General features: G+C 69.2%; 17 protein-coding genes and 2 pseudogenes. 10 read left to right on the top strand and 9 right to left on the bottom strand.

The genetic code is table 11. The features are described 5' to 3' along the window. The 3 genes and pseudogenes from Vau01_RS65600 to Vau01_RS60635 all read left to right on the top strand — a co-directional run. Positions 1 to 195, top strand: a pseudogene (locus Vau01_RS65600) (IS3 family transposase); the annotation flags it as partial. Between the two features lie 221 nt (positions 196 to 416). Further along, complete coding sequence (locus Vau01_RS60640; RefSeq protein WP_204013752.1) at positions 417 to 2,639, top strand: hypothetical protein; 2,223 nt, start codon at positions 417 to 419, stop codon at positions 2,637 to 2,639. Positions 2,640 to 2,691: 52 nt separating this feature from the next. Then, positions 2,692 to 2,976, top strand: a complete 285-nt coding sequence (locus Vau01_RS60635) for a hypothetical protein (protein ID WP_204013749.1) — start codon at positions 2,692 to 2,694, stop codon at positions 2,974 to 2,976. A gap of 396 nt (positions 2,977 to 3,372) precedes the next feature. Here the strand turns inward: Vau01_RS60635 and Vau01_RS60630 are convergent, their stop codons facing one another. The 7 genes from Vau01_RS60630 to stsA form a co-directional block, all read right to left on the bottom strand. Then, positions 3,373 to 3,726 (bottom strand): BTAD domain-containing putative transcriptional regulator, encoded by a 354-nt coding sequence (locus tag Vau01_RS60630; RefSeq protein ID WP_204013746.1) that lies wholly within the window; start codon positions 3,724 to 3,726, stop codon positions 3,373 to 3,375. An 86-nt stretch (positions 3,727 to 3,812) separates the two neighbouring features. Continuing rightward, positions 3,813 to 4,625, bottom strand: coding sequence for an ABC transporter permease (locus Vau01_RS60625; RefSeq protein WP_204013743.1), 813 nt, complete (start codon positions 4,623 to 4,625; stop codon positions 3,813 to 3,815). Beyond that, positions 4,622 to 5,581, bottom strand: coding sequence for an ABC transporter ATP-binding protein (locus Vau01_RS60620; protein ID WP_204013740.1), 960 nt, complete (start codon positions 5,579 to 5,581; stop codon positions 4,622 to 4,624). The genes Vau01_RS60625 and Vau01_RS60620 overlap by 4 nt, the downstream gene beginning before the upstream one ends. Next, on the bottom strand, positions 5,578 to 6,336 hold the full coding sequence (locus Vau01_RS60615; protein ID WP_204013737.1) for a S24/S26 family peptidase: 759 nt from the start codon (positions 6,334 to 6,336) through the stop codon (positions 5,578 to 5,580). The genes Vau01_RS60620 and Vau01_RS60615 overlap by 4 nt, the downstream gene beginning before the upstream one ends. Continuing rightward, positions 6,333 to 6,623, bottom strand: coding sequence for a PqqD family protein (locus Vau01_RS60610; protein WP_204013734.1), 291 nt, complete (start codon positions 6,621 to 6,623; stop codon positions 6,333 to 6,335). Before Vau01_RS60610 ends, Vau01_RS60615 begins: the two co-directional genes overlap by 4 nt. 10 nt (positions 6,624 to 6,633) lie before the next feature. Then, positions 6,634 to 8,049, bottom strand: a complete 1,416-nt coding sequence (gene stsB / locus Vau01_RS60605) for a StsB family radical SAM/SPASM domain sactipeptide maturase (RefSeq protein ID WP_204013731.1) — start codon at positions 8,047 to 8,049, stop codon at positions 6,634 to 6,636. A gap of 95 nt (positions 8,050 to 8,144) precedes the next feature. Continuing rightward, positions 8,145 to 8,285 carry a StsA family sactipeptide RiPP gene (gene stsA / locus Vau01_RS65595; RefSeq protein WP_373320509.1) on the bottom strand — a complete coding sequence of 47 codons (141 nt, stop codon included), beginning with the start codon at positions 8,283 to 8,285 and terminating at the stop codon, positions 8,145 to 8,147. A 185-nt stretch (positions 8,286 to 8,470) separates the two neighbouring features. Between stsA and Vau01_RS60600 the strand changes: the two genes are divergently transcribed. From Vau01_RS60600 to Vau01_RS60575, 6 genes are all read left to right on the top strand, one after another. Then, positions 8,471 to 11,215: an AfsR/SARP family transcriptional regulator gene (locus tag Vau01_RS60600; protein WP_204013729.1), complete on the top strand. Its 2,745-nt coding sequence runs from the start codon at positions 8,471 to 8,473 to the stop codon at positions 11,213 to 11,215. A 21-nt stretch (positions 11,216 to 11,236) separates the two neighbouring features. Beyond that, positions 11,237 to 12,298, top strand: a complete 1,062-nt coding sequence (locus Vau01_RS60595) for a helix-turn-helix transcriptional regulator (RefSeq protein WP_204013726.1) — start codon at positions 11,237 to 11,239, stop codon at positions 12,296 to 12,298. Next, positions 12,295 to 12,525, top strand: a complete 231-nt coding sequence (locus Vau01_RS60590; RefSeq protein ID WP_204013723.1) for a hypothetical protein — start codon at positions 12,295 to 12,297, stop codon at positions 12,523 to 12,525. Before Vau01_RS60595 ends, Vau01_RS60590 begins: the two co-directional genes overlap by 4 nt. A 314-nt stretch (positions 12,526 to 12,839) precedes the next feature. Beyond that, positions 12,840 to 13,412: a tyrosine-type recombinase/integrase gene (locus Vau01_RS64355; protein WP_239153065.1), complete on the top strand. Its 573-nt coding sequence runs from the start codon at positions 12,840 to 12,842 to the stop codon at positions 13,410 to 13,412. A 94-nt stretch (positions 13,413 to 13,506) separates the two neighbouring features. Next, on the top strand, positions 13,507 to 15,507 hold the full coding sequence (locus Vau01_RS60580) for a carboxypeptidase-like regulatory domain-containing protein (RefSeq protein ID WP_204013720.1): 2,001 nt from the start codon (positions 13,507 to 13,509) through the stop codon (positions 15,505 to 15,507). Between the two features lie 40 nt (positions 15,508 to 15,547). Beyond that, the gene (locus Vau01_RS60575) at positions 15,548 to 15,877 is read left to right on the top strand and encodes a hypothetical protein (RefSeq protein WP_204013717.1); all 330 of its coding nucleotides are present in this window, start codon (positions 15,548 to 15,550) and stop codon (positions 15,875 to 15,877) included. A gap of 44 nt (positions 15,878 to 15,921) precedes the next feature. Here Vau01_RS60575 and Vau01_RS65590 read toward each other — a convergent pair. Both Vau01_RS65590 and Vau01_RS65815 read right to left on the bottom strand, forming a co-directional pair. Further along, positions 15,922 to 15,984: pseudogene (locus Vau01_RS65590) on the bottom strand (hypothetical protein); the annotation flags it as partial. Further along, positions 15,981 to 16,367 carry a DUF6650 family protein gene (locus tag Vau01_RS65815; RefSeq protein WP_506020887.1) on the bottom strand — a complete coding sequence of 129 codons (387 nt, stop codon included), beginning with the start codon at positions 16,365 to 16,367 and terminating at the stop codon, positions 15,981 to 15,983. The gene Vau01_RS65815 and the pseudogene Vau01_RS65590, both read right to left, overlap by 4 nt. On the opposite strand from Vau01_RS65815, the gene Vau01_RS60570 reads away from it, so the two are divergent. After that, positions 16,327 to 17,199 (top strand): restriction endonuclease, encoded by an 873-nt coding sequence (locus Vau01_RS60570; protein ID WP_275424063.1) that lies wholly within the window; start codon positions 16,327 to 16,329, stop codon positions 17,197 to 17,199. The genes Vau01_RS65815 and Vau01_RS60570 overlap by 41 nt on opposite strands. The last annotated feature ends 35 nt before the right edge of the window (positions 17,200 to 17,234 follow it).

Below are 17,234 nucleotides of genomic sequence, written 5' to 3'. Positions count from 1 at the left end.
GTCGGGGTGGCCCGGTCGAGTCTCTACTACTGGCGGTCTACCGCCACGGCGCGGGCTGCTCGTGACGCCGCCGATCGTGCGTTGGCCGGTCAGATCACGGCCGTGCACAGGGCGTTCGACGGCACCTACGGGGCCCCGCGGATCACCGCCGAGCTGAGTGACAACGGTCCGCCGGTCAACCGCAAGCGGGCCGAGATACACGAATGCCTGCGGGCCGGCCGGCTGGAAAGCCCGCTGATGCCCCACGCCGAGACGCTGTCGGTGATGACGACCCCTCGACCGTGTGTGGGCGGAGATCGGCGTGACGTACGGGCGGTGACGCGAGACAGCGGCGCGTGAGTCCACCGCCAGCCGCATTCTGTATCGTGCCGGGGGCCCGATCGGCTACGGGTCAGCTATGAGGAGAGGGTCCTCCGGTGAGCAAGAAAGCCCTGGTAGCGGGCATCGTACTGGCACTTCTGCAGGGATTTCTGATCCTCCAGGGCGTCATGTCGCTGTCCGCGGACGCGGCAGACGAGGGAACCGCGTACTTCGTCGACAACCGTGCGGGTGGAGCCTGCAGCAACGATGCCCCGGGCACGTCGCCGTCCCGCCCGTGGTGCGACTTCATGCCCGTCAACACCCGCAGTGCCGGTACCGGCTTCGGACCCGGCGACAAAGTTCTCCTCGCCCGGGGCGCGACGTGGAACCAGCAGCTGTCGCTGCGCGGGACTGGCAGCGCGGGCGCACCCGTTGTAGTCGACGCGTACGGAGACGGACCGCGGCCGAGCATCATCCGCAATGGCGACGTGAAGGACCGCGGGGTCAGGCTGGACAATCCGTCGCACTGGCGCATCAGCAACCTCGAGGTCGGGAACGCCGGTGTCGGCATCCTGGTGTTCGTCACCAAACTCGGTCGCGAGAACTTGACCCTCAGCGACCTGTACCTGCATGACATCACCGGCATCCGGGGCGGCGACTGCGCCGTCAACGACCGGGTGCACATCTCCGCGGGCATCGAGATCACCGGTACCCCGCCGCCGTTCGGCGCATCGGACTACGCCCTACGCAAGGTGCGGATCACGAACGTCGAGGGGACACGCAACGACAGCAGCGTCTCGTTCGACTGGTGCAACGGCCTCACCGCGCCGCTCGACGGCACCTCCGGCGACGGCCTGGTCCGCGACGTCGAACTGAACCGCCTGAACCTCCACGACGACAACGGCGCCGGCCGGTCGAGCGGCTGCGAGGGTCTGCGGTTGGTGAACGTGCGGGACACGGTCGTGCTGAACTCGGTTCTCACGCGGGAGGCCGCGTGCCACACCCCGACCGGCACGGCCGCCGTGTTCCTCGGCCGGGTGCGCAATATCTCCATCGTGAACTCGATGATCACCGCAGTTCCCGACACCGGGTCTCCGGACCAGGTCGCCGTGAACTTCGAGACGAAGCTCGAGAACGTGCGGGTGCGCAACAACCTCCTGGCCGACAATGCCGGGCCAGCGGTTGCCCTGCATGCGATCTGGGGTCCCTCCGACTTCAGCACAAACACGGAGGTGAGCGGGAACTACTTCGTGAACAACGCGACGTCGAGGCGGGCTCCGTGCGTCGGGGCGATCAGCCGCGGCAACAACCAGAGCAAGCCGACCGGTGCCATCCGCGACAACGTCTACGTCGAGCCGACCGGATTCCTCAACACGTGTCACGGCGGCGACTTCACTGGGTTCGCGGTGGCGAACAACGCGACGCTGGCCTCACCCGGATCCGGCTTCCACGCAGCGCAACAGTTCCGCGGCGACCAGTCGGCAAACGGCTGGACCTACCAGTACGGCGACAACGGGAGCGCATGGTCGAACCTGACGTTCGACCAGGGCACGGGTGCCTGGCGCCACCCGTCGGGAGCCTCGGTGACGCGGTTCGAGCAGCAGCCAGCAGCATGCGGCGACTGCCGGGTGGCGCGTGCCTGGACGGCTCAGGAGCCGGGAACGGTGACCGTGCGCGGCCGCGCGCTCAAGTCCGCACCCGACGGCAAGGACGTGACGGCACGCATCGCAGTCAACGGCGCGACCGTGTGGGGTCCGAGCCGGATCGCCTCGGGCGACCGGCAGGGAAACGTCACCGACATCCACCGTCTGCCGGTGGCCAAGGGCGACGTCATCCGCTTCGAGGTGTCCACCGATGCCGGCGTCAACCCTGGCCCTGTCAGCTGGGTCCCGACGATCGGTTACCCGGCAAATGCGAGATCCTGGGAGTTCAACGACACCGTCGATCCGGGCCGGATGGACGGTTGGGCGCTGACGAGCCAGCTCACCGGCACGATGACGGATGGCTCGCTGAAACTGCGGTCGAGCGGCAACGACCCATTCATGCACTCGCCGGACTCGCTCAACCTCGACGCGCGAACCGTGCGCCACATCGAGATCCGCGCCAGGAACGGAACCGCTTCGGCGGCGGGTGAGTTCTTCTTCGTCACCAGCTCGGACCCGGTGTGGAACGGGGCGAAGAGGGTCACCTGGCAGACGAAGAAGGTCGACGGTGACTACACCATCTACACGGTCGACATGGGACAGAATCCGGCCTGGACCGGCACGATCCGCCGACTGCGCCTCGATCCGTCGATCAACGCCGGGCCGTTCGACATCGACTACATTCGCCTCTACTGAAGGTGGGAATCTGGCTACTTCGACCTGAAAAAGTAGGTTCTGCTGGGTTTGATTGGACGAGAGGGGCGGGAGTCCGGACGAGGAGAAGGTTCGGCTCGCGTACGCCGACGAGGCTTACGGCCAGGATAGGCACATGTCGTGGCCGCCGGGACGCAATGAGCCTCATACTGAAGTCCTGGACGGCTTCGAGGACTTGGCGTCGAGGGCGTCCGCGTCGATGCGTGGGGCGTTCGACGAGGATCTCCCGGGCGAGGTCGAACGTGGCCGGGTCGATCACCGGTTCGTGGGCGTCGACGGCGATGACCTCTCGCCGCGACTGACAGCCCAACACCAGTAAAACCGCCTGATGGACCGGATCCGCCTCGTCGACCGCACCGCCGAACTCGGGCAGCCACAACTCGACGCCATGACGGCGAAAAACTGGAAGTAGCGCCTGCAGTTGGCCGCCGCCGCGCACCGGGTCGCCCGCCACATCGGGTCCCGGTCGTCGAGGTGCACACCAACGAGGGTGACCGCTCCGGGTACCGGCGCAACGGCCCCGACCGGTGTTTCCACTGCAAGGACGAGCTGTTCACACGGATCGCCGAGGAGGTGCTCGTGGCCCAGCGGGTGCAGGCGGTCGCGTACGGCGAGAACGCGACGACGCCGGGCGCCCCGGAGCGGGAAGCGTCCGGCTATCGGTGCAGAGATCTGCAGCGATTCGTGAGCGCCGACCCTCCAGGCCCGGCATCCGTTACAACCGTGGCGGAATCGACCAGACCCACAACCCGGCGCGTCGGTGGACGGCAGGGCGCCGGGCGACGGCCGGCACTTCCGATGCGTCGTTCGTCCTGCCGAGACCGTGCAGGGCGACGATGAGTCGGGCGGCGAGCCGGTGCCCCTCCCGACTCGCGGCCATCTGCTCCAGCAACTCCCCCGCTGCGCCGTGGTGCCGGCAGGCGGGCCGCAGCTCGACCTCCATCAGGTCGTCGAGTGCGATCAATGAGTCGGTGGTGAGGCTTTCGCGGGGCTTCAGTACATGCTCCGGTGAAACCTGTCGGCCCGGTCGCCACATTTCGACTGGATCGAGGACCCGTACTTCGACCATGGCAGCCAGTTCACCGGGCGGAGCGGGCGTTGTCGCCGAACTGCACCTTTCTGCACCCGCTCGCCATGGGAGACTTGTCCGCTCCGTCAGACGTCCTGGGCTCGTCGCCGCAGGGCACGACCGACGATCAGGCCCGTGATGACAGCCACGCAAGCCATCAGCAGCATGGCGGGCAGCGCGGAGCCGAAGCCGAGGACGAGGCCGTCGCGCAGACCCGAGACGCCGTACGTCACCGGGTTGAAGTTCGAGAGGAAGCGCAGCGGTGGTGCCATCTGGGCCGCCGGGTAGAACGACGGACTGGCGAAGAGCAGGATCGGCGTGACGACATTCACCAGCACGATGAACCGCTGGAAGTCGTGCACGTACAGGGCGAGCAGCAGGTAGATGCCGTTGAACGCGAACGACGCCACGAGGGCGCCCGTCAGCAGCGCCGCCCAGCGGTCCACCGGCCAGGTGGTCCGGAACAGCAGCGCCGAGACGGCGAGCGCTCCGAGCGCCTGGACGATCACCAGTACGGCGCCGGCCAACAGCTTCGCGGCAATGTACCGCCCCCGCCGCAACGGGGTCGTCCACAGCTCCACCGTCATGTTGCCCATCCGCTCCTGGAACAGCGCCGTGGCCGCATTGGACGACGCGGCCAGGAGCGAGGAGAACATGAGCCCGGGAATGGCGAAGTCGTGATACGGGATCGTCAGGTCGTGGTAGCGCACATTCGGCACGAGCCTGTTCAACGACGTCGAGAACAGCACGATGTAGATGATGGTCGGCGTGACCGCCAGCAGGAGGTTGGTCCGATTGTTCGTGAGGAGAAGAGTTTCGCGGTACAGCGTGGCGGCGAAGTCCCCGCGTTTCCACGGTGTCCCGCTGTTCGGCATGGACGCCACGTCGATGGTGGTCATGCGACGCTCCCCACTTCCTCCCGGTCGGCTTCCTCCGCGGTCAACTTCATGAACACATCCTCCAACGACGTGCGCCTCACTTCGACCGAGACGACGCCGACCCCGTGTTCCCACAGCGTCGCGAGCAGCCCCGGCAACCGGTCGGCGACATCCGGCCCGGACAGCCGCACCACGCCGGTGCCGGCTTCGCCGTGCAACCCCGCGCAGGCAGCGAACTCGACGATCCGCGGCCCGTGGTCGGCCAGTGCCGGACGGATCGCGAGATGACTCTGCCCGAATCGGTCGACGAGTTCGGTCGGGCTGGCATACTCCACCAGCCGGCCGCGGTTGATGACCAGAACCTGCTCGCATTTGCGTTCGAGTTCGTCGATGTTGTGGCTCGTCCACAGCACGGTGGTGCCGTACCCGGCCGTGATTTCGTCGAGAAGCTGCCACACCAGTCGGCGTCCGGCGACATCCATGCCGGCGGACGGCTCGTCGAGCAGCAGCAGACGCGGCACCCGCAGCAGGGCACGCACCACCTGAAGCCTTCGCTGCTGGCCACCGGAAAGGGTGAACACCAACTGATCGACGCAGCTGACCAGGTTGAACGCGGCCAGCAACGAATCGACGTGCGACCTGACCGACTGCCAGCGCAGACCCCGGAACGCGGCGGCGATGCGGAGGTTGTCCAGCACCGGCAGCATCATGTCGAACGAGGTGGTCTGATGCACAGCACCGAGGTCGCGCCGGATCCGGTAGTCGGCGGGGTCCGCGCCGAAGATGGCGACCGCGCCGCTCGTCGGTGGCATGACACCGCAGATCAGCTTGATCAACGTGGACTTCCCGGCGCCGTTGGGCCCGAGGATGCCCACCACCTGTCCAGTCTGGATGTCGAAGGTGATGCCGTCGACCGCGTTGTGGTCGCTGTCCCGGTACCGCTTCACGGCATCGACGACGGTTACCGCGGGTGTCATCGCGCACTCACCAGCCCGTCGCTGACACGGCCACCGCCGAAGACCCCGGCAATCGTATTCAGCGCCGCCTCCAGCGAGACCTCCCGAAGGGGTGCGGCGGGGCGGACGTGGTGGTCAGCCACGTCGGGCGGTAGGCATCCGGTGTCTTCGGGCCGGCCGAACCGGTATCCGACGAGCAGGTGACACGGTCCGTCGACGGCACGCATGAGCGCCGGAATCTGCGACACGGTACCGGCCCCGAACCCGGACACCGCGATCCGCCCACCGCGGGGGGCCGCCGTCGGCCCGAACGCGTGCGGGTCGGCGGTGCGCACGGTGGCCCCGAGCACCGCCAGCCGTTGCACCGGCGACCGGTCCGACGGTGGCCGGGGACACCAGATCGTCGTATCTGTGAGGTCGGTGGCCGGGATGTCGCCGCCCACGGGCCGCGCCACCGGGTCCGCGATCCCCTCGCCGTGGCCCAGAAACGCCTGGGCGTGGACCGGCGGGTCGAGTAGTGGCATGTTGTCGCCGAGGGTCACCAGCCGGTTCCGGTCGCGATCGACGACGCGGTGCACGAAGATGTCCGGCCCGAGAGCGAACGCGACGACGTCGCCGGTGCGCACCGCCTCGAACGGCCGGGCGGTGATGGTCACCCGCGTTCCCGGTTGGATCGTCGGCAACATGCTGGTGCCGGTGACGAACACCTGCGCGCGGCCGGTGCGCCGGAGCGCCGCCCGCACGAGCATCACATGTGGGGTACCGCTGGCTTTCATCGCGCAACCACGTCGCTTTCGTCGTGAATGAGTCCGGCGTCCCGCAACGTCGCGATGAACTCGACGACGTCGCGGGCGATGAGCCCGGCCTCGTGCTCGTCGTCGGCGGCGAACCGGACCTTCAGTTCAGCGACGATCTCGTCGGTCTTGCGTCCGTCGGCGACCAGTCGCCAGATGTGCGCGGCACTGTCGTTCAGGGTCCGGAACTCGCCGCTTTCGGCGTCGTACAGGCGCACCTCGTCGTCGGAGTCGATCCAGACCACGTTGTCGGCCACGCTCAGCGTCATCGCCGGCTCCTCACGTCAGCACCGGGAGCAGACGGCGGCCATCGGTGCGCCAGTCCTCGTGCACCGGATGAACCTCGTCGTCGCGAACCAACCGTGGCGTCATCATGTCCTCCTGGTGGTTCATCAGGTCGGCGCCGGTATAGCCGCTCGCCCGCCACATGCTGCTGATCATCGAGTGCCGCAGGATCCGGCAGTGCGCGCGGCTGTTCCGCTTGACGTCGCCGGACTGGGCCGCGTGAAAGGCGCGACAGCCGCCACCGCATGCCCCGCGGATGTAGCACCGGTGGCAGTCCTCCAGGTTGGTGCCGTGGAACACGCTGCTGCCGCGCAGATCCGCGAGCACGGGCGACGCGAAGATCTCAGCGAGGGGTTGCTCGCGAATGTTGCCGGCCTTGTGCGGCCGGTCGGTGATGAGCTTGCACGGGTACACGTCGCCGAGCGAGTTGACGTAGATCTCGTTGCCGCCGAGCCCGCAGTTGCCGCGGATCGAGCAGGGTTTGGCGGCCGCCTTCGGGCCGTCGGTCAGCATCTTGCCGGCCAGCGGATGCGTCCAGGAGAACCGTTGGACTGTCATGTAGTCGCCGAACGTGAAGCCCAACCCGTCGCCGACACCGCGACCGATCTCGGTGTGGCTCATGAGTCGCACCTGCCGCACCTTGAGGCGCCCGATGAACTCGGCGAACTGGTCGACGAGGCCGACGTTGTCCGAGGTCACCACGTGGTTGATGGTGGGAACCACGCCGGCGTCGTTGAGCAGTTCCAAGGCCCGCGCGGTCAACGCGAAACTGCCCTCGCCCCGGGTCGGATCGTGCGTCTCGGCGGTCCCGCCGTCGAGGCTGACGGTGACCTCGTCGAACGTCTCGGCAACCCGGCGCGCGATCGACTCGTTCAGAACGCGGGTTCCGTTGGTGATTATGTTGACGCGCAGTCCGAGGCCGCGAGCGTGCGCGGCGACAGTGAACAGATCCTTGCGCAGCATGGGCTCGCCACCGGTGAAGATGATCAGGCGGGCGCCGAAGGCGGCGACCTGATCCACGAGATCGATGGACTCCTCGTGCGCCAACTCTCCCGGCAACCGGCGGGCGGACGACGCGTAGCAGTACGGGCACCGCAGATTGCATCCGTCCGTGATCGCGTAGTAGACCATCCGAAGCGTCGGCTCCGGCGCGCGCACCTGCGGAACGCGGCCGGGGAGGTGGACGAGCCACTGCAGTACGAACTTCCCCAACGTCCGCTCGACCGTGGCGACCGGCATCGGCGGCGCGGCCCGGCCACGGGCGAGGGCCCGCAGAATCGCCATCTCGACATCGTCAAGGGTCGTCCACGCGGCCAGCGCCGGGTTGGCCACCAGGGTCCGGTCGGGCCCCCGGAAATAGACAAGATCATCGGGTACGACAAGGTCGGGCCACACTTCGCTGAGCTTCAATGGGTACTCCAAAACACGAGTTCGAGCCGTGGGAGCGGCCGAACGGCCACCCCCACGGTCTGTTGCGTCAGAGATCCGGTGCGGAGCGGGCCCACTCAGCATCCGCAGGGGTCCCGCGGGGTGTCGCCGTTACCGCTGCCCGCGCCTACCAACATCCCGCAGGCGCACGCACAGCTCATTTGTGCCGCGAATTCGGTCCGAACCATCTGCGGCTTGTGCCACCGGTGCTGGGTCACTGTTCACCTCCAACCTGGGTCGCGTCGTTGTCACCGTCCGTTCCGTTCGGCGTCGCCGCCGGGCCCGTTCGGTGTAGGGCGAACTGAACGCTAGGTCTTGTCCGTAGGCTCGCCGTTTGCTAGACGTATGCACGTATTCACATGGGGCGACATCGTCAGGACGCCGACAGTGAAGGAGGCCGGTCGTGCGGTTCCGGCTGCTCGGACCGCTGCGGGTGTGGAACGGTGAGACCTGGTCGCCGGTCCGCGCCGCGCAGCAACGGGTGGTGCTGTCGATGCTCCTGATCGAGCCCGGCCGGGTCGTGAGCACCGACCGGCTCATCGACGAGATCTGGGGCGAGCGGCAACCGCCCGCCGCCGGTCCCGTTCTCCGGGGATACGTGCTGCGGCTACGACGGCTGCTGGACAGCGCGCCGGTGGCCGGGTCCGCTCTGCTCACCCAGCCGAGCGGGTATGAGCTTGTGGCCGGCGCCGAGGACGTCGACGCGCTGATCTTCGACCGGTTGGTCGCGTCGGGTCGGCGGAGCCTGGCCGATGGCGACGGGGAACGAGCCGTCAACGACCTGTCCGAGGCGCTGGCACTGTGGCGGGGACCGGCGCTGGCCGACGTTCCCGTCGGTCCGACGATTGTCGGCCACGTCGCCGCCCTGGAACGGGCCCGGCTCGCCGCTACGGTGGACTACACGGCCGGCCAGCTGTACCTGGGTCGGCATGACGAGATCATCGGTGAGCTGGAGCGTCTGGTCGCGCTTCATCCCTTGCTGGAACGGCTGTGGGAGCACCTGGTGCTGGCCCTACACCGGTCCGGCCGTCGCGCCGACGCTCTCGACGCCTATCGGCGCGCCCGTACCGTCCTGACCGCCGAGCTCGGCCTGGAGCCCGGCCGCCGCCTCCAGGACCTGCAGCGGGCCATCCTGGCCGAACGCCGCTCCGCGGCCGACCGTCAGCGCTCGACCGACCCTGCCGACTCACCGGCGGTGTCCGCGTCGTCCGTGCCCCGGCAGCTACCGGCCGACCCGGGTGAATTCACCGGCCGGACCGAGGAACTTCGGCACCTTGACACGATCGTGTCGGCCGACGACCGACGAACCGTTGCGACGGTGATCACCGGGGCCGCCGGTGTCGGAAAGACTGCCCTTGCGGTCCACTGGGCGCACCGGGTGGCCGGCAGGTTTCCCGACGGGCAGTTGTACGTGAACCTACGCGGGTACGACCCCGACCAGCCGATGGTCGCCACCGAGGCACTGGCCGGATTCCTGACCGCGCTCGGCCTGGCCGGGAGGGCGATCCCGGCGGGGCTGGACGAGCGGGCGGCCCGGTTCCGTACCGAGGTCTCCGGTCGCCGCATGCTGATCGTCCTGGACAACGCCGCAAGTGTGGAGCAGGTGCGCCCGCTGCTCCCCGGAACGGGCACCAACGCGGTGGTCGTCACCAGCCGCGACAGCCTGGCCGGGCTCGTCGCCCGGGACGGCGCCCAGCGCCTCGACCTCGACCTGCTGCCGGCCCGCGACGCGCGCGCTCTGCTCGACCGGCTGGTCGGTGGCCGTGCCGAACCCGACGGCATGGCGGCGCTGGTCCAACGGTCCGGCCGATTGCCGCTGGCGCTTCGGGTCGTCGCCGAACTCGCCAACTCCCGCGCCGACCGGTCTCTGGCCGATCTCGCCGATGAACTCGCCGACCAGCAGCGGCGGCTGGAACTGCTCGATGCCGGTGGCGACCCGCGGGCCGCGGTCACCGCCGTGTTCTCCTGGTCGATCCGGCACCTCCCGCCCGACGCGGGTCGCGCCTTCCGGCTGATCGGCCTGTTCCCGGGTCCCGACCTCGATGCCTGCGCGCTCGGCGCGCTCGCCGACACCGCCTCCGGTCCCGCCCGGCGCGCCCTCGACACGCTCACCCGCGCCAACCTCTTGTACCGCACGGCAACTGACCGGTACGCCGTGCACGACCTGCTCCGCGCCTACGCCGCCGGCCTCGCCGCCACCGACCTCGACCCGTCCGACCGCCGTGCAGCGCTACAGCGGCTGTTCGACCATTACGTCACCGCCGGGTCGGCGGCCGCGGAACGCCCGGACACCGGTCGCCACTGGCTCGACGTCGAACGCCGCACTCTCGTCCGCGTCGTGGCTCACGCCGCGGCACACGGCTGGCCCACCCATGCCGTCCGGCTCGCCGCCGTGCTGCATGATCACCTCGACAGCGGCGGTTGGTATACCGACGCGATCGCCGTGCACACGCAGGCGCGCGACGCCGCCGAGCAGATCGGTGACCGGAGCGCGCATGCGCATGCGTGGTACGGCCTGGGCGTCACCCACCTGCGGCTCGGTACACACGCCACCGCGGGGCAGTGCCTCCGGCTGGCACTGGACAGGTTCCGCCAGACCGGCGACCGACGCAACGAGGTACGCACGCGTCTGGCCCTCGGTGTCCTCCACGCCCAGACGGGCCGACGCGCCGCGGCGGCCGCGGATTTCCAGCGGGCGGCCGAGCAGTCCGGCGACCTCGGGGACGACGGAAGCCGCGTCAACGCACTGATCAATCTCGGAATCGTCGCGGCGCAGGCCGGGCGGCATGACGCCGCGGCCGGGCATCTCGGGCACGCCGTCGACATTTCCCGGCGGCTCGGGGACCGCCGGCGCCAGGCGGACGCGCTGGTCAACCTCGGTGTACTCGACGGTTGGGCCGGCCGGCATGCCGCCGCGGCCGGTCATTGCGAGGAGGCACTCGCGCTGTACCGGCGGGTCGGCGACCGCGCCGGCGAGGCACGCGCCCTGCACAATCTCGGCGAGGTCCAGGGTTGCCTCGGCCACGACGCCGAGGCCGCCGTCGCGTACGAACGGGCGCGTGCCATCTTCCGGGAGATCGGCGATCGGGTCGGTGAGGCGCAGACTACCGATCCGGCCGCCGACGTTCCCGGTGTCGTTGACGACTGATCGATGCGTGGGGAGATCGCAGTGCCGGACCGGAGCCTCAGCGTCACCGGAGTCGCCGTGCCGCTGTTGACCGCCTGGGGCGGCTCGCCGGACGCCGATCTGGTGTTCCGTTTCCTGGTCGCGCACGGACCGCACGATGCCGAGGCGCTCCGTCGTGAGTTGAGCATGAGCCGGCACCGGATCGCGGTCGCGCTGGAGGAGTTGGCCGACAGTAATGCGGTACGTGCGGCGTCGCGGCCGGGTCGGCGCGGTATCGACGCGACCATCTGGCATCCCCGGCCGCCAGCCCTCGTGGTGGCCGCACTGCGCCAGCGTCAACTCCGCGCGGCCCAGGCGTCGCTGAAGGTCCACAGGCGGCTCGCCACGCTGACCGAACTCGACCCGGACCTCCGGGTCGACATGAACGCCGGGATGACCGGCCGCCCGCTGCACGGCTTGAGCCGGGTTCGGTCGCGGCTCGGCGACCTGGTCGACGCCACCCGGCACGAGCACCTGTCGATGCATCCGGAGCCGGCGTTCGATCGCGCGACGGTCCAGGCATCCGCGTCGCTCGACCACGATCTGCTCGCGCGAAACGTGACGGTGCTGAGCCTCGGTGTGCCGCCCAGCGTGGAGGACATCACGGCCGCCCATACCCTGGAGCTGACCCACCTCGGCATGCAGTACCGGGAGTTGCCGACGCTGCCGGCAAAGATGTTCCTCTTCGACCGTCGAACCGTCATCGTCCCGATGGACCCGCACGACATCGCGAAGGGCGCGCTCGAGGTGGCGGCACCATCGATGGCGGAGCGCCTCGCCGCGTGGTTCATGAGCCGGTGGAGCGACGCCCGACCGCCGAAGTCGACCACAGCGGCGGCCGTACAACTCACGCCGCGCGAGCGGCGTGTCGTCGCGCTCCTCGCCGCCGGCCACACCGACACCAGCGCGGCCGCCCGGCTCGGCCTCAGTGAGCGGACCGTTGCCTATGCGATCCGTGGCGTAATGGAGCGCTACGGCGTCCAGAACCGCTTCCAGCTAGGGCTGGTGCTCGGCGCTTCCATGTCGACCCCCGACCTGGCCGAAGACACGAAGGAGAAGCAATGACCAAACGGAGTCAGGCGATCCTCGGGACGATATCCGTCGGCGTCGCCCTCTTCCTGGGAGTGATCGCCGCCGGTGGCACCAGGGTCGCTCCCGCCGGCGACCTCGCGCCGGCCGCCAACCATACATTCCAGGAGCCCGACCCCGGGGATCCGAGCCCCACCGAGCCAGCGCCGCCTCCTCTTCCCGTCGGACCCGGCTGTCCGAACTGCTACGGCAGCGGCGGCTGACAGCCCGGCCCTCGCGTCCCAAGGCGCCGACGTTCGCCGAGTATGTCCCGGTCGTGGCCGCGGCGGTCTCGGCGGGGACGAGGAAGGCCTACGGCTCCTACTGGAACCGGGTGGCGCAGGCGTGGGGTGACCGGCCGATCGATGAGCCGCGCCCGTCGGAGATCGAGGGTTTGAGGAGGCCGACAATCCGGCGAGAAAGTCGACAAGCCGCGGCGGCTGCCGAGCACTCGGCGCGCGATCGGTGAGTCTCGGCTGGCGGAGATCAATGAGGTCACCGCGAGCACGGGCGACGACCGGGCCTGGATATCCTGATCTTGCGGCTACACACCGAGTCGGCCTGCCGACGTGGTGGCGCTCTTGCGCTGCGGCTGCGTGATGTGGATGCGGATCAGTGCCTGCTCTTCCTCCGTGGGAAGGGCGGCACCTCCCGGTGGCAGCCGGTGTCGCCGACCCTGATCCGTCACCTTGTGGCGCATCACACCGAGCGAGGCGAAGGAGACCCGCGCTATCGCGATGGTCACCCGCTGACCTACCGGCGCTACGACCATCTCTGGGCCCGCATCGGCCAGCACCTGCCGTGGGTCGCCGCCCAGCAGATCAGCACCCACTGGCTGCGTCATACGACCCTCACGTGGGTGGAACGCACCTCCGGACACGCCGTCGCGCAGGAATACGCCGGGCACACCGACAACGGCGCGAACACTCGACCGCAACATACGTGGGCGACCGCTTATTGCGGAATCCTTCCGCCAGGCTGTCCCGGCTCGCTACATCCCAACGCCGGCGGGCAACTCGCCTGCGCCTACGCGGTCGGAAACCGGTTGCGCGACGGCGACGGCCCGGCCGGCCGGCACGCCGGCTCGACACAGCCGCCGCTTCATTCCTGAACCTGGCGGCCGATCCCGGACCTCGCTCGGCCGTTCGGATGGTCCGACACAGCGATGTCTATCGCTACGATTTCCATCGACGTCAGGGGGGACCGTGCTTCTGCTTATCGGGGGGAGCCGGCGGCGCACCGCAGCCGCTGCGCTCATTGCCATACTCACCGCACTGGGAACGGCCACGCCGGCCGCTGCCGCCGACACCGGCACCGTCGCCGGTACCTACACCACCGCCACCGGCGCGCCGATCGTCTCGGCGCTGGTCAGGGCCTACAACGCCGACCCGCTGTACCCGGTGACGACCGCCGCCACCGACGAGGCGGGCCACTACTCGCTGTCGGTGCCGGCCGGTTCGTACCGCCTGGAGTTCACGCATCAGGATCACGCGACCCAATGGGCGCCCGGAAAGCTGGGGCCGTTCTCCGGCGGCGTCTACACCGTCACCGGCGACGCGGTGACCACGGTGGACGAGGTCGCGGTGCCTGTCGGGCGGATAACGGGCACGATCACCGATCCGGCGGGAGCACCGGCCGACTCGGCCGCGGTGCGCGCGTACGCCGAGGACGGCGGCTACACCGGCTACGCCACCACGTCCGGCGGGCGGTACACGCTGACGCTGCCCGTGGGCCGCTACCGGATCGGCGTGGCACCTGACCAGGAGTACTTCCTGGAGCAGTACGTGCCCGGCAAGACGACGCGGTCCGACGGCACACTGTTCACCGTCGCCGACGGCGCCGCTCTCACCGTCGACGAGCGCTTGCTTCTGCCCGGCACGGTGCGCGGACAGGTGAGCCAGGCCGACGGCAGCCCACTGGCCGGAGCGTCGGTGCAGGTATGGCCGGTCGACACGGTCGGCGGCGCCTACACCACGGCCGACAGCGCCGGGCGGTTCAGCGTCAAGGTGCTGCCCGGCGAATACCGGATCGTGTTCACCAACAGTGACTACAGCCGTATGCAGTACTTCGTCGGATCGAAGACCCAGGAAACGGCGGCCAGGTACACCGTCGCCGCGGGCGCGACGCTCGACCTCGCCGACAAGTTCCTGCCCACCAGCAGCCTCCGCGTAACCGCCAAGGATGCGGTGACCGGTGCGGCGATCGCGGACTTCTGCGCCAACGCCGACTCGCGGAGCGAGTGCAGCGGAGGCAGCGGCCAGCTCGTCCTGACGGACGTCGCCACCGGGCCGACCACGGTCTCCGTTACGGACAGCACCGGCGGGCATTTCCAGGGCGAGGTGACCGTTCAGGCGCCGCCCACCGGCACGCTCGACGTGGCAGTCACGCTGCGGCCGGCGGCCGTCGTGGAGACCGTTGTCCGCGACGCGGCGACCGGTGCCCCGGTACCCTCCACGTGCCTGGCCGTAGTGTCGGTCACGTCGGTCAATCTCGGACCCGACGTATTCTCGGCGTGCAGCGACAGCACCGGGAAGATCCGGATGGGCTACCTGGAACCGGGGCCCAAGTCGCTGTTCGTGCGACCGGAGGTAGGCAGCGGATACGGCGCTCAGTGGGTCGGCCCCAACGGCGGCACCGGGAACCAGTTGCTCGCCCGGGTCGTCAACGCCGTCGCCGGCCAGACCGTCACGGTCCCCGCCATCCGGCTCGACCGGGCCGGCACCATCACCGGCCGGGTGTTCACCGCGCCCGGGGTACCGGCCAAGCGGGGCGTCGTCAGCCCGCTGTCCTGGCACCCGGGTTCTGGAACCACGGACCTGGCCGCGGACATCGGCGCCGACGGCCGGTACACGATCGACCAGCTCGGGCCGTACCAGTGGCCGCTCCTGTTCACCGACTTCGATAAGGCGCTCCAGTGGTCCGGCAACGTCGGCAACCGCCACCTCGCCCAGCGCATCGCGGTGACGGCCGGCGGCACCACGACGTACGACATGACGCTGGCCGGCGAAGCGACAATCACCGGCACCGCACCGGACGACACCGGCTGGGTCATCGCCACGAACGCGGTCACCGGCGACATCATGGGCATGGCCTCGGTGACCAACGGCCGGTACACGATGCCGGTGGTGGGGCCGCAGCTGATGAAGGTCGCCGGAATCCCGGTCGCCGTGCCGCGCAAGGGCACGAAGACGGTGAACATCCCCTGACCGACTCTTCGGCAGCGTTTGTCAGGAGTCGATCACCACGGTGACCGTGATGCCGGCCGGGCGTGGCTCGGCCGGCACCACGCCGCCGAGCACGGCCGCGATCGACGCGACGATCGGCAGACCCGGGCCGAAGCCGGTGCCCGAGCTCTATGACCAGCACCTCGTTCACCCCCACCACGGTCACGATCCCGGACCGGCCCACCGACGAGGCGCTCGCTGCGACACCCGCGACCTGGAGGCCCAGATCCGCGCTGCGTACGCTGATTTGGCCGCCTGGCCCGACGCGGTCGTGCCGCTGACCGAGCTGCGCGCTGCCCTTCCCCCGGATCTGGATGTGCCGGCGCGGTGCCGGTTCCGCTCTGGATCATGACCCGACGGCGGCAGCACCCCGCGCTCGTTGAGCGCCCTGGCGATCCCCGCAGTACTCTCGCCGGCCAACCGCCGCGCGAAGATCCACCGCACATGCGGCGCAGTCATCGGATCCGGATCCAGCCGACGTAACCGCCGTCCCCACCGCGCGTGCGCCCGATTCGGATGCTCGCCGGCATCCACCAGTCGGTAGCCCGTACGGCGGACGACCGCACAGCGATCAAGGCCACCTGCTCTCCCACAACCCGCCGGAGGGCGGCAAGTCGCCGGGGGGTTCCTCGACCCGAGATAGATCCTTCGGCCGCCCGCCTGGGGCGACGATCGGTCAGGAATTGGCGGATCTCCAGAATCGACGCGACGACGTGCTCCCAGACCGCCCGACCTTGGACCTCGTAGATTGCGCGTCGATCTTCGAGGAACGTCAGGACGCGGTAGGCGACGTCACGATCGATCGTCGGTGTCAACCACATCCGCGAACTGGCCGGCACCATGGAGGAGAAGAAGGCGGGACGAGGAATCCTCGTCACCACCTCCTGGTTCACGGCCGGCGGCCGCCAGAAGGCCCACGAACACGGCCGCATGCAACTCGTCGACGGCCAGAACCTGATCTTCCTGATCGAGAAGTACGTCGGGAAGCATGTCGTCATCAGCGTCAAGCGACCCCGGAACGCGGCTTCGATCGACCAGCCCGACCTCCCGGAGGGTCAGGACTCAGCCCTCACGAAATCCTCTTCACCACTACCCCGACGTCAACCGCCGATTCGTGTGGGGTTGCGGTTCGGACACATCATTTCCCCACCGAACGCGATCTTCGTTCGGGTTCAGGGGGGATCTGTCCGGACCTGCAGCGCATGGCGCGGCAAATCCGAGGTCGTTCACCGGTACCAGGTCGATCCTGATCAGGGCAGACTCGACCGCCCAAGCATCGTGATCACAGACGACGACCATCTCGTTGGCCCGCAGAGCGGCCGCGACCATGGCCGGATTGCGATTTCGATCGTGATCGGCGAGTTCCGGGACCACATTGAGCAGCCTCCGATCCGCTTGGATGCGAGCGAGCAGGTGGTCCTCCCGCGCGTACAGCCTCTTCGCCTGGCCGGATCGGCGAAGCGGGGCACGGTGCAGACTGGCCGGATCGGCGAAGCGGGGCACGGTGCGCTCGGCTTCGGCGCGCAGCGCCGGGTACTGCGGGTAGGCCGGCTGCGGCCGGGCCCGGATCGCGTCCAGTTCGCCGAAGGTCGGCACGGGCACCTCCTCCCACCTGCCCGATCAACGTTGCAAACACAACATCGCAAGGGATACATCGGGAACCCGACAGCCTGAATCACGCACGGGCCCGCCACGTCCTCCCATCGGTC

Origin of the sequence: Virgisporangium aurantiacum (assembly GCF_016863635.1) — a bacterium.
Taxonomy (GTDB): domain Bacteria; phylum Actinomycetota; class Actinomycetes; order Mycobacteriales; family Micromonosporaceae; genus Virgisporangium; species Virgisporangium aurantiacum.
The sequence above is the reverse complement of the archived record's forward strand: the minus strand, read 5'-3'. Positions and strand labels throughout refer to the sequence as shown.